Annotated in this window: 13 protein-coding genes and 2 pseudogenes; 3 read left to right on the top strand and 12 right to left on the bottom strand. The window is 58.9% G+C overall.

The features are described from left to right. Positions 1-209: 209 nt before the first annotated feature. On the top strand, positions 210-1172 hold the full coding sequence (gene trxB / locus AB4N43_RS12175) for a thioredoxin-disulfide reductase (protein ID WP_460154096.1): 963 nt from the start codon (positions 210-212) through the stop codon (positions 1170-1172). A 245-nt stretch (positions 1173-1417) separates the two neighbouring features. After that, positions 1418-1676 (top strand): annotated as a pseudogene (locus tag AB4N43_RS12170) (transposase); the annotation flags it as partial. Positions 1677-1777: 101 nt separating this feature from the next. On the opposite strand, the gene AB4N43_RS12165 reads toward AB4N43_RS12170, so the two are convergent. The 11 genes from AB4N43_RS12165 to AB4N43_RS12115 form a co-directional block, all read right to left on the bottom strand. Further along, complete coding sequence (locus AB4N43_RS12165; RefSeq protein ID WP_027924557.1) at positions 1778-3061, bottom strand: NAD(P)/FAD-dependent oxidoreductase; 1284 nt, start codon at positions 3059-3061, stop codon at positions 1778-1780. 67 nt (positions 3062-3128) lie between these two features. After that, positions 3129-3962 (bottom strand): transporter substrate-binding domain-containing protein, encoded by an 834-nt coding sequence (locus tag AB4N43_RS12160; protein WP_027924558.1) that lies wholly within the window; start codon positions 3960-3962, stop codon positions 3129-3131. A 47-nt stretch (positions 3963-4009) separates the two neighbouring features. Next, a complete protein-coding gene (locus AB4N43_RS12155) occupies positions 4010-4738 on the bottom strand; it encodes an amino acid ABC transporter ATP-binding protein (protein ID WP_032833571.1) in 729 nt (242 codons plus the stop codon). Between the two features lie 69 nt (positions 4739-4807). After that, positions 4808-5782, bottom strand: a complete 975-nt coding sequence (locus AB4N43_RS12150; protein WP_027924560.1) for an amino acid ABC transporter permease — start codon at positions 5780-5782, stop codon at positions 4808-4810. A gap of 128 nt (positions 5783-5910) precedes the next feature. After that, positions 5911-7161 carry a 2-aminoadipate transaminase gene (locus tag AB4N43_RS12145; RefSeq protein ID WP_460154095.1) on the bottom strand — a complete coding sequence of 417 codons (1251 nt, stop codon included), beginning with the start codon at positions 7159-7161 and terminating at the stop codon, positions 5911-5913. A gap of 121 nt (positions 7162-7282) precedes the next feature. Next, positions 7283-7621, bottom strand: a complete 339-nt coding sequence (locus AB4N43_RS12140; protein WP_027924562.1) for a HopJ type III effector protein — start codon at positions 7619-7621, stop codon at positions 7283-7285. Beyond that, positions 7614-7910, bottom strand: coding sequence for a DUF1244 domain-containing protein (locus tag AB4N43_RS12135; protein ID WP_007944633.1), 297 nt, complete (start codon positions 7908-7910; stop codon positions 7614-7616). Before AB4N43_RS12135 ends, AB4N43_RS12140 begins: the two co-directional genes overlap by 8 nt. 97 nt (positions 7911-8007) lie before the next feature. After that, complete coding sequence (folX, locus tag AB4N43_RS12130; RefSeq protein ID WP_027924563.1) at positions 8008-8379, bottom strand: dihydroneopterin triphosphate 2'-epimerase; 372 nt, start codon at positions 8377-8379, stop codon at positions 8008-8010. Further along, positions 8379-8957: a GTP cyclohydrolase I FolE gene (folE, locus tag AB4N43_RS12125; protein ID WP_027924564.1), complete on the bottom strand. Its 579-nt coding sequence runs from the start codon at positions 8955-8957 to the stop codon at positions 8379-8381. The genes folX and folE overlap by 1 nt, the downstream gene beginning before the upstream one ends. Positions 8958-8978: 21 nt before the next feature. After that, positions 8979-9689 (bottom strand): dihydromonapterin reductase, encoded by a 711-nt coding sequence (gene folM / locus AB4N43_RS12120; RefSeq protein ID WP_027924565.1) that lies wholly within the window; start codon positions 9687-9689, stop codon positions 8979-8981. Between the two features lie 71 nt (positions 9690-9760). Further along, positions 9761-10330 carry an antibiotic biosynthesis monooxygenase gene (locus AB4N43_RS12115; RefSeq protein WP_027924566.1) on the bottom strand — a complete coding sequence of 190 codons (570 nt, stop codon included), beginning with the start codon at positions 10328-10330 and terminating at the stop codon, positions 9761-9763. Positions 10331-10539: 209 nt separating this feature from the next. Between AB4N43_RS12115 and AB4N43_RS12110 the strand changes: the two are divergent. Further along, positions 10540-11502, top strand: a pseudogene (locus tag AB4N43_RS12110) (MerR family transcriptional regulator). Positions 11503-11505: 3 nt separating this feature from the next. Here the strand turns inward: AB4N43_RS12110 and AB4N43_RS12105 are convergent. Beyond that, entirely contained in the window at positions 11506-12111 is a 606-nt protein-coding gene (locus AB4N43_RS12105; protein WP_027924568.1) for a hypothetical protein, read from the bottom strand. Between the last annotated feature and the right edge of the window lie 2 nt (positions 12112-12113).

Below are 12113 nucleotides of genomic sequence, written 5' to 3'. Positions count from 1 at the left end.
AGTCGCCGCAGTGGGATAGAGACCGCCTATGAGCTGGATTGTTAAACCGTATTTCCTTAATCTTCGCCCCCTCGATACGCTGCACCCAATCTTTTTGCAGGACTGTCGTACTCAAGCCTTCCCCAAGGTCAACCACGGTCCTTTTTTATTCCCGCCGGCAACCCGGCGTTCCGCGCCCGTTGTTCAGGGCCGGTCAACAGGAGCAGGTCATGTCTGAAGTCCGTCATTCGCGAGTGATTATTCTCGGTTCCGGCCCTGCCGGTTACAGCGCTGCGGTCTATGCCGCCCGTGCCAACCTCAAGCCGCTGCTGATCACCGGCATGCAAGCCGGCGGTCAGCTGACCACCACCACCGAAGTCGACAACTGGCCGGGCGACGTCCACGGCCTGACCGGCCCGGCGTTGATGGAGCGCATGAAAGAGCACGCCGAGCGTTTTGAGACCGAGATTGTTTTCGATCACATCAATGCCGTGGACTTTGCTTCCAAGCCGTACACCCTGATCGGCGACAGCGCGAAGTACACCTGCGACGCACTGATCATCGCGACCGGCGCCAGCGCTCGTTACCTGGGCCTGCCGTCGGAAGAAGCATTCATGGGCAAAGGCGTGTCGGCCTGCGCGACCTGCGACGGTTTCTTCTACCGCAACAAGCCAGTGGCTGTGGTCGGCGGCGGCAACACCGCGGTTGAAGAGGCGCTGTACCTGGCCAACATCGCCAGCAAGGTGACCCTGATCCACCGTCGCGAAACCTTCCGCGCCGAGAAGATCCTGATCGACAAGCTCAATGCCCGGGTTGCCGAAGGCAAAATCGAGCTGAAACTGAACTCGAACCTGGACGAAGTCCTGGGCGACAACATGGGCGTGACCGGTGCTCGCCTGAAGAACAACGACGGCAGCTTCGACGAGCTGAAAGTCGACGGCGTGTTCATCGCCATCGGCCACACCCCGAACACCTCGTTGTTCGAAGGTCAGCTGACGTTGAAAGACGGCTACCTGGTGGTGCAGGGCGGCCGTGAAGGCAACGCCACAGCGACCAGCGTTGAAGGTATCTTTGCCGCCGGTGACGTGGCTGACCACGTTTACCGTCAGGCCATCACCTCGGCCGGCGCCGGCTGCATGGCGGCACTGGACACCGAGCGTTACCTGGACGACCTGCAGAACGCCATGTTCTGAGATCGTTGAAATGAAAAAACCGGCCTCGGCCGGTTTAATGAGATGGTCACCCCACACCCTGCGAGGGCTACGCTTTCGCAGGGTGTTTTGTTTTCGCAGGCCATCATCATGAGCGAGTCAGCGCTGATCGGTATCGATCTCGGTAAACACAGTTTCCACCTTCACGGCCAGGATAAGTCGGGTCGTGAGGTGTTTCGCAAAAAGTTCTCACGACCGCAGGTGATGCATTTTTTCGGCAACCTGCCGAGCTGGGTAGTCGTTTGCTGAGCTTGCCGTGTGTCGGGCCGATCACCGCCAGCCTATTGGCTGTGGAGATGGGCGATGGTCAGCAGTACCGATGCAGTCGCGATTTTGCTGCGTCCGTTGGCTTGGTGCCCAGGCAGTACAGCACGGGTGGCAAGGCCAACCTGCTGGGGATCCAATAAACTAGCGCTTATCGCCTGGGCGATAGCCGCTCACCCTACGCAGTATGAAGCAGGGCCAGGCGCGCTGAAAAAACTGTAGGAGTGAGCCTGCTCGCGATAGCGGTGTTTCAGTCGACATCAATGTTGAATGATCGATGTCATCGCAAGCAAGTTCGCTCCCACAGGCGGGGCGTCAGACCTTCAGCCTTTGAGCCGCTCCTGAACGAAATCCATCACTTTCAGCGATTGATAGATCGCATTGGCGGCCACGCGCCCGAACGGCCCGCCATTCCAGTCCAGCAGGTAAGGCTTGAACAACTCATACCGCTTCGTTTCCCCGCACACCGCCTCGGCAATCACCCGCCCACCAATCGAGCCGGTATTCAGACCGTGACCGCCAAATGAAGTACAGGCCCAAACACCCGGTTCCAATAATCCCAGGTTGGGCATTTTATTGGTGGAGTAACCCATCAGACCGGACCAGGCCAATTCGATCTTTACCGGTGCCAGTTGCGGGTAGACCGACACCATGTCGGCCTTGAGCATCGCCGCCAGGGCTTGCTCGTTCTGTTCGTTGCGGGTCGTGATCCGTCCACCCCAGAGGAGGCGATCGCCTTCGACGATGCGGTAGTAGTCAGACGCGCGGCGGTCATCGGAAAAAGCCGCGCCGGAATCGAGGACGTTTTTGATCGAGTCGCCCAGGTGTTCGGTTAACACCACATAGGTGGCGATGGGCAGGTACGCGCGGCTGAGCTTTTGCAACTCGGCGCCGCCATAACCGCCGGCGCAGAACACCAGGTCCTTGCAGCACACGGTGCCATGCCCGGTCTTGATGATGTTGTCGCTGCCTTCACGGTGCCAGGCGAGCATCTTCGATTGCTCGAAAATCCTGCTTCCAGCCGTTTCGATGGCCAGGGCCAGGCCCAGGCAATAATTGAGCGGGTGGAAATGCATGGCGTTCGGGTCTTCGACACCCTGGAAATAGCGCAACGTGTGTGCCCGTTCGCGGATTTGCGCGGTGTCGAGAAAGTTGAGTTCATACCCGAAATCGCGGCGCATGGCGTCAATGTGGCTTTTCACGCCGGCACCGTCGTCGTAGCGCTTGACCCGAATCGTGCCGGCGGACGGCGTGCAACCGCTCAGGGCCAATTCAGCGATGTTGCGGCGGACAATCTCCACGCCTTCGACCGACATCTGGAACAGCGCCCTGGCGTGTTCCAGCCCAAGTTTCTTGCGAATCGCGCCAGACCCTTCCGCCCAGCCCGGCGAGACCACGCCGCCATTGCGTCCAGACGCGCCCCAAGCGACCTGATGGGCTTCGAGGATGATCACGCGCTTGCCGCGGCGGGTCAGCTCAAGGGCCGCCGTGAGGCCGGCGATGCCGGCACCGATGATGCACACGTCGCAGGTTTCGTCCGTGTTCAATTCAGACCTGGCTGGGCGGGGCAGCGAGGTCCGGGAATACCAGGTGTTGGGGAAGGACATGGTCAATCCTTGAAGAGTCGGTTCTCTGTGGGAGTGAGCCTGCTTGCTCCCACAGAAAGGGGGGCGTTTACTTGATGGTCGAGTAGTCGACGCCGTACCACTTGTCCGACAGCTTGGTCAGCGTGCCGTCCTTGTGCATTTCGCCGATGATTTCACCCAGCTTGGCCTTCAACTCCGGGTCACCCTTGTCGGTGGCAACGGCCAACGGTTCGTAAAACACCACACCGTTGTCGACGGCGCGCAACGGATAACCCTTCTTGACGGCGGCATCCAGCGTGCTGCGTTGCGTGAGGATCGCATCCAGTCGGGTACCGTCGCCCAGGCGCAGGTCGTCGAGTGGGCCGACGGAGCCGGAGTAAGTCTTCATTTTCTCGGTTTTGACGTCGTAGACAACGGGCGGCACGTCGGTGGTTTCGATGGCCAGCGCCTGGCTGAAATAATCCTCGGACGTGGTGCCGCCTTCGACGCCGATGGTTTTGCCATTGAGGGCTTTGTGGTCGGTGACCGTGGATTTGTTGTGCACTGCAAACACATAGGGAACGTAGTAATAGGTGCCCGGGAAATCGAGAATCCGCGCACGACTTTTGGTCGCCGTCATCGAGCCCACAGACACGTCCCAGCGGCCATTCCACTTGCCTGCGGTAATCACGTCCCAGTCGGGTGTGATGAATTTGGCCTCGACGCCGAGACGCTTGGCGATCTCTTTGGAAACATCAATGTCAAAACCGTCGATTTCGTTTTTGTCATTGATAAACCCCTGCGGTGGCCAGGTCGCCGAGGTGGCGACGGTCATCGTCTTGCTGCTCTGGATCTTGTCCAGCACGGCGCCGGCATTGGCGACGCCGACAAACAACAGTGACAGGGAGGCTGCGAGGGTGATTGCGCGTTTTCTACTGAGCATGTCCATCTCCACTTTTCGTTATTGTTATGCGGGGGGTAAAGCGCTTCTCAGTGACCGATGATTTGCGACAGGAATTTCTGCGCGCGTTCGGTCTGCGGGTTGTTGAAAAACTCGGCCGGGGTGGCTTGTTCGATGACCTGGCCCTGGTCCATGAACAACACACGGTCCGCGACTTTGCTGGCGAAGCCCATCTCGTGGGTCACACAGATCATGGTCATGCCGTCGGTGGCCAGTTCGCTCATGACGTCCAGCACTTCATGGACCATTTCCGGGTCCAGTGCGGAGGTCGGTTCGTCAAACAGCATCACTTTGGGATTCATGCACAGCGCCCGCGCAATGGCCACGCGTTGCTGCTGACCGCCGGACAGTTGCGACGGATATTTGTGCGCGTGTTCGGCAATGCGCACGCGTTCGAGGTAAAGCTGTGCGCGTTTTTTCGCCTCGGCAGACGACACGCCTTGCACCAGTTGCGGGGCCAGGGTCAGGTTGTCCATCACACTCAAGTGCGGGAACAGGTTGAAGCTCTGAAACACCATGCCGATTTCGCTGCGCACGGCGCTGACACTTTCCGCTTCGCTGGTGAGGGTGATGCCATTGACCTGGATGTGGCCTTTCTGGAAATTTTCCAGGTGGTTGATGCAGCGGATCATTGTCGACTTGCCCGAACCCGACGGTCCGCACACCACCAGGATTTCGCCAGTGGCGACTGTCAGGTCAACATCGCGCAAGGCGTGAAAATTGCCGTACCACTTGTTCAGGCCGGTGATCGAAATCATTGAAGGACCGGGATTTACAGTCGCAGCCAGGTGAAGCTGTTCAGCGGTATTGGTTCGAGTCATCACGTATCAGCCCCTTGCCGTGGAACGGTTGACCCGTTTTTCGATCCGCGCCTGCACCCGTTCGAGAATGAACGACAGCGCCCAGTAAATCATTGCCGCAGTAATCAGCATCTCCAGGTGGCGGAAGTCTGCACGGCCCTGGGTCTTGGCCAGGTACATCAGTTCCCAGACACCGATCACCGACACCAGCGAACTGTCCTTGAGCATGGCGATGAATTGATTGCCGGTCGGTGGAATGATCACCCGCAAGGCCTGGGGCATGATCACGCGGCTGAGGGTTTTGAACGGGCTGATGTTCAGCGCTCGTGACGCTTCCCACTGACCGACCGGAATGCTCTGGATACCGGCACGGAAAATTTCGGTCATGTAGGCGCCGTAGCACAGCGACAGCGCCAGAATGCCGGCCGGCACGGCGTCAACCACATAGCCGAGTTGCGGCAGACCCAGGTAAATCAGGTAGATCTGAATCAGCAGCGGTACGCCACGAAAGAACGAGGTGTAGAACGACGCGAGCGCATTGGCCAGGCCGTTGTTCGACAGCTTCGCCACCGCGCCGATCAACGCCAGTACAAACGCGATCACAATGGCCACGGCAGAGATGTACAAGGTGGTGGCGGCGCCCTGGATGATGAGGAAACCGACCTTGTCGAGAATGAAACTGTAGGAGAGATCGAAGGTGTCGAAGAATGCCAGAAACAGAATCAGCAACTCGACCCACACCACCGTGGTTTGTACCTTGAACTTCAACCGCCCGAGCACATGGAAGTTCAGCGTGCCCAGTGCAGCGATGCCCAGGCCAATGGCAATGTTGCGAGCGGTCAGGCTGTCCGGGGCATTGCCCAGCAGCGGTTGCAGAAAATGACTGAGGGCGCTGTTACCCAGGTTCATCAGGTAGGAGCCAAGAAACAGCACCACGGCTACGCCGAGCAGGAATTGAGGATCGTTAGACTTTTTCTTATAAATTATATTGTCGTGATACATGACTGCCTCGGTTTGTAGGTGGTGACGATCTCGCTAGGTAAAGGGGGTTTTGGTCAGTATTGCGACGCGAATTCAGGGACAACAAGCGACCATAATTCGCTATGTCAGTCCCTGAGCTCATTTTGCTGTCAGGACAGTTTCGCGAGGCAGGCCTCAAGGATGTCCAGCCCTTCCTCGAGCACGGAGGCTTCGGTGGTCAGCGGTGCCAGCAGGCGGATGATGTGGCGCGACTTGCCGCTGGGCATCAGCAGCAAGCCTGCCTCTCGTGCCAACGCCAGCAATTGCGTCAACTGGGCCGGCGCCGGTGTGCCGTCGGCATGGGCCAACTCGATGCCGCGCATCGCGCCAATACCGGTCAAGCGCCCCAGATACGGTGAAAGTTTGCTGGCGCGCCAGGCTTGATATCGGCTGACGATCGCTTCTTCCTGCTGCGCGCCCCAGGCTTGCAGGTTGGTATCCGTCATTTCATCCAGCGTCGCCAACCCGGCAGCGCAGGCGATGGGATTGCCCGAGTAAGTGCCGCCCAGACCGCCCTTGGGCAACGTGTCGAGCAATGTCTTGCGCCCGACCACCGCGCCCAGCGGCACGCCGCCGGCAATGCTTTTGCCCAGCAGGATCAGGTCTGGCTCAATGCCCAGCCGCGAAAACGCAAAACGCTCGCCGGTGCGGCCGAAGCCGGACTGGATTTCATCGGCGATCAGCAGGATGTTCTTTTCATCGCAGAACGTGCGCAGCGCTTGGGCGAACTCCACGTCCATCGCGAGGAAGCCTGCTTCACCCTGCACCGGTTCAACGATGAAGCAGGCCACGTCTTCAACATCGATTTCGACGCTGAACAGTCGGTCCATGGCCTTCAGCGCTTCGGCGCAGGTCACGCCGTTGTCCTTGCTCGGGTAGGGCAAGTGAAACACCGGACCGGGCAGCACGCCGACTTTCTGTTTGTAGGGGGCGACCTTGCCATTGAGGTTGAGGGTGGCGAGGGTGCGGCCGTGGAAGGCGCCGTCGAAGGCGATCACGGCGGTGCGCCCGGTGGCGCCACGGACGATCTTCAGGGCGTTTTCCGCTGCTTCCGCGCCGCTGTTGGTGAGCATGCCGCTGACCGGGTAATCCACCGGAATGAACGCGCTCAGGCGCTCCATCAGTTCGAGGTAGGGCACATGCGGGGCGGCGTTGAACGCGTAGTGGGTCAGGCGGGTGGCTTGTTCGCGAATGGCCTCGACGATGCGCGGGTGGCAATGGCCGAGATTCAGTACGCCGATGCCACCGACGAAGTCGATGTAGCGTTTGCCATCGGTGTCCCAGACCTCGGCATTTTTGCCGTGGCTGAGCGTGACAGGATGAACGATGTTGATCGACCGGCTGATGGATTCGCTGCTCATGGATGACCGACTCTGAAGAAGGGATGCTTCTTTTTATCTAAGCCGTGAGCAGCGGTTTGGGGCAAACGAAATAAAGTGGCCGGGTCAATCTTAAAAGTCGGGATGTGCAGTCAGGCGTGAATCAGCGGCGAGTGAGCGGTTGCTGAGTGAACTTCACACCAGCCAGCCCATGAGCAATCAGCGCGCGGATATTGCCGTGGTCGCTGCCTTCAGGCGTTGCCACCACCGAGCGGTAATGCTCGCCAAACGCCAGCAGCGCTTCTTCATCGCTCAAGCCCTCCAGCAGCGCCAGACCCAGGGTCTTGCACGAACCTTCGTTCTGACCGGCTGCGTTTTCCACACCACCGTTGTTGAAGGCCTGTGGCTGATAGTCGTAACCGGCGGCGATGAAGGCCAGGGTGTCGGCAAAGGCGTGTTCGCCACTCTTGAGGCTGGCGCGCAGGGTGTTCAAATCACTCATTGGGTTTTCCTTTGGCGAACGCCGCTTGTTGTTCGGCGCTGGCTTCTTGCTGGTATTGGGCTTTCCATTCGGCGTACGGCATGCCGTACACCACTTCGCGGGCGTCATCGAGGCTGACGTCGATCTGGCGTTCGTCGGCGGCGGCCTTGTACCACTTGGACAGGCAGTTGCGGCAGAAACCGGAGAGGTTCATCAGGTCAATGTTCTGCACATCCTTGCGGCTGTCCAGATGCGCTACCAGTCGGCGAAAGGCGGCGGCTTCAAGTTCCAGGCGTTGTTGATCGGTCATGGGGGCCTCTGCGAGGCAGCTTCAAGCGGCAAGCTTCAAGCTGCAAGATGGATTGCGGTGGCTTGTAGCTTAACGCCTGAAGCTTGAAGCTTGAAGCTTAGCGGCTTGCCGCGAGCGTAATCGACACCGATTCGGCGAATCGCAGGGCGTGAGGTTTATCGACTTCAACCTCGGCGTACAGCACCGACGTGTTGGCCATGACCAGATCGAGGATTTCCTGGGTCAGGCGTTCCAGCAGGGCAAAGCGATTGCCTTCAACGTGGGCGATGATTGCCTTGGTGATGGTGCGGTAGTTCAGCGCGTGATCGATGTCGTTGTCGCGCACTGCTTCCTGGGCCGCATACAGGATGGTCAGGTTGATCAGCACATCCTGCTTGTTGAGGATTTCATCCTCGTTGATTCCGATGTAAGTCCGCAGGCACAGGTCCTTGACCCGGATGCGTGCCATGCCTGGTTGAAGTTGTGGCATTACGACGTGCTCCGTCCAATCAATTGCAGGAACTCCTGGCGGGTGTTGCTCGACTCGCGAAAGGCGCCGAGCATCACCGAGGTGTTCATGGTTGAATTCTGTTTCTCGACACCGCGCATCATCATGCACATGTGTTTGGCTTCGATGACCACCGCGACGCCTGCCGCGCCGGTCACCTGTTGCACCGCATCGGCAATTTGCCGGGTGAGGTTTTCCTGGATTTGCAGGCGCCGGGCGAACATGTCCACCAGTCGCGCAATTTTCGACAGGCCCAGCACCTTGCCCGTTGGAATATAAGCCACATGGGCCTTGCCGATGAAGGGCAGCAGGTGATGTTCGCAGAGCGAGTACAGCTCGATGTTGTCGACGATGACCATTTCATCGTTGTCAGAGGCGAACAGCGCACCATTGACGATCTCTTCAACACTTTGTTCGTAACCATGGCAGAGGTACTGCATGGCTTTGGCTGCGCGCACCGGGGTGTCGATCAGGCCTTCGCGATCCGGGTTTTCACCAAGACCGATGAGGATCTCGCGGTAGCTTTGGGACAGTGCGTTCTGGGGCAGGATCAGCGTCATGGAACATCCTCGCGGGGCATCTTATTTGAGGTGCCTTCCGCCATTGACGGTCAGGGTGGTGCCGGTGACATAAGGGTTGTCGAGCAAGTAGCGCAGGCTCTGGTAGATCACTTCGCTGCCAGGTTCGATGCCCAGCGCGGACTTGGCCAGTGCCTTGGCGCGGTAAGCCGCGTCGTCCTCGGGGTTGAACATTAGCAGGGCGGGCGCGATACCGTTGACCTTGATTGTCGGCGCATATTTCGCGGCGAAGGACAGGGTCAGGCTGTCGAGCCCGGCTTTGCTGGCGCAGTAGCCGATGTGCCGGCTGCTGCCCTTGCGGGTCACGTCATCGCTGATGTGCACAATGTCCGCCGGGTGCGAGCGTTGCAGCAAGTCGGCACAGTGCAGGTTGATCAGGTAAGGCGCAAGCATGTGCACGCTGAACATGCGGGTGAAGGCAGCGGCGTCGTTGTCCGGTGTTTCGCTCAGCCATTCGGAGGCGTTATGGACAATCGCCCGCAGGCTGTCAGTGTGGGTTTTCAGCTCGCTGATGAACGCCAGGATCCCTGCTTCAGTGGAAAAGTCGGCAAACACAGCGAGAGCGCCCAGATCGCGCAATGCCTGGACGCCCGGGCGTTCGCTGCGGTAGCTGAAGATCACCCGTTGGCCGTCTTTGATCAAACGCTGCGCACAGTGCAGGCCGACACGCTGGCCGGCACCGGTGATGAGGATTGGGGCTGCGGAAGAGGTCATGAACGGCTCGCGTCGCGGTAAGAGCAAAACTATACCAGCGACGGGAGGCGTGTACCTATGTTGGTGACGGCTTAGCGGTTCTGTGTGGAAGGCTGGACAGTCAATGGCCGTGCCGGTGTGCTATTCAGCCAGTTGGCCAGCAGGCGGGTCGACAACGGAATGAAGAAGTAGACCATCAACGGCGTCAGGCACAGCGTGCTGACAAGCACCCGTGGCAGCAGGCTCACTTCGTTCAGCAAAGGCCCCAGGATAAAGTTGAACAACAGGGACACTGGAAAGAACGCCAGCCAGATCGCTACCGCCTGTTTCCAGCGGGGCGGGCGCTGACCGACCGCGCCAAACCAGCCCTCGATCCCGCTGACGCGATGTTCCGTCTTGTGGGCAAACAGGTCACTGCCGCGTGCCAGCCAGGCTGTGCGCGACGCAGAGTGTTCCCAGGCGTGCATGGTCTGCTCATCGGCAAAGCGGAAAATAATCTGGAATTCGTCATCGTCGGGCGGCGGAGCGAGCACGCCAGAGCCCAGATAACCGGGAAAATCGGTAGCCAGTTGCTCGCCTTCGCGCAACCAGGCCATCAGGTCTTGATAGCGCCCTTCGGCCACGCGGCGCGCAACCATCAGGGTGACGGGTGAGGTAGACATCATGTATCTCCGTGAACGTTTGCGGTACACCGGGTAGGCGTTTCGCCAGGCACAGCACCGGGGTGGTGGGCTGCGACTTGAGACAAGCAAGGATTATTCCTGATTATGGCCAAGCCCCCAACATTGTTTGTCGTTAATAAATGCCTTGAAAAGTCCGGGAGGGGGAGGGTTAAATGGGATCCAATTTGACCAGGGATGTCGATTTTCTGATGCCGGTACTGACTGACGATACATCTACTACCGCGCAGGTGAAGCTTTCCATTGAGCAGGAAGAGCTATTTCCAATTCGAGAGGTAGCGCGTCTGACGGGGATCAACCCGGTTACGCTGCGTGCCTGGGAGCGGCGTTATGGTCTGATCCAGCCTTTGCGCACCGAAAGTGGGCATCGCTTGTACTCGATGGCCGATATCGAGCGCGTTCGTAGCATTCTCGACTGGGTCGAGCGCGGCGTCGCAGTCAGCTAGGTTGGCAAGATCCTCGCCAAGATCGAACCGCTCAAGGCGCTGGCGCAGATCATTCCGAACGAACTCGTTCAGGCTGACTACACCCAATGGCAGGAACAAGTCCTGGCCGCGGTGAAGGCCTTTGACGAGTTGCAGTTGGAGCAGGTTTATGGGCAGATCTTCTCCAGCTACCCGCTCTCAGTGGTGTTCGAGGACATTTTGCTGCCGCTCTGGAAGCAATTGCTGCACCACCATGAAGCCTTCGGCCTGACCAGCAAGTGGCTTTTTCTGGACGGCTTTCTACGTTCTCGCGTGTTGCAAAGGCTGCTGCTGGTGCGTGTCATGCAGCCACGTCGAATCATCGTCTGTGCATTGGCCGACCAGGCCCGTGAGCTGGAAGTCCTGATCACCGCGCTGTACTTGAGCAGTGTCGATTCGGCAATTCAGGTGCTGGCGATTGGTCAGCCCTTCGACGAGTTGACCCTGATCTGTGAGCGGGTCAAACCCCAGGCGTTGGTGTTGGTGTCCAATCACGCGCCGACCGCAGAATTGCCCCGGCGGCTAAATCGCCTGGCCATGAGCCTGGATTGTCGATTGTTGCTCGCCGGCGACACGTCGGAACTGGCTCAGGAAAGCCTGGCCGGGTCATCGATCGGTTGTCTGGGGAATGAGGGGACGGTGATGCGCCAGCGTCTGAAACAGTTCCTGGCGGGAAATCTGGATACCTGAGATTCAGATATGTAGGGCAGGGTGTGTCAGGCGATGTTGCTGAAGGATGTACTGGCGCAGACGTTCGGTTTCGTCCTTGTCAGACTGGCTCAACTCGTAGGCGTAAAAGCCCTGTTCGGTTTCACGCTCAAAGCTGCCGCGCAATGCAATCCGTTCATAGCCGGACGGGCTGAACCACAAGGCAAAATGCTTGGGTGGCTTGGTCTTGTTGCGGACTTCCAGCAAAACCCCTTTGCACGATACTTCATGCACATACATCGTGCCTGGCTGGCCTTTGGCGTTTTCCAGCGCCACCGGTTCTTCCAGGACCAAGCGCCAAGGACGGACCATTGGCCCGTCTTCGTAAATGCTTGGCACACCCAGACGCAAATGCAGCGCATGAAACTCGTCTTCCACCAGGTGGAGGGGGAAGGTCATTTGCTGGTTTTCGAAATTGGCCTGGATGGTGACTTGCTCATGAGCGGCGAGGCGCGTGAGCAAATCACGTATCTGCGAACCACCGTTGACGAGCAGGCTCGACGTCGCATCCCGCACATTGAGCTGCGGGTTGTGTTGCATGGTCTGGATGAAATCCAGCTCATCCTGAGTGAGGAGTGCGTCGCGCTGCATGG

Source organism: Pseudomonas sp. S2_B07, assembly GCF_054668435.1.
The sequence above is the reverse complement of the archived record's forward strand: the minus strand, read 5'-3'. Positions and strand labels throughout refer to the sequence as shown.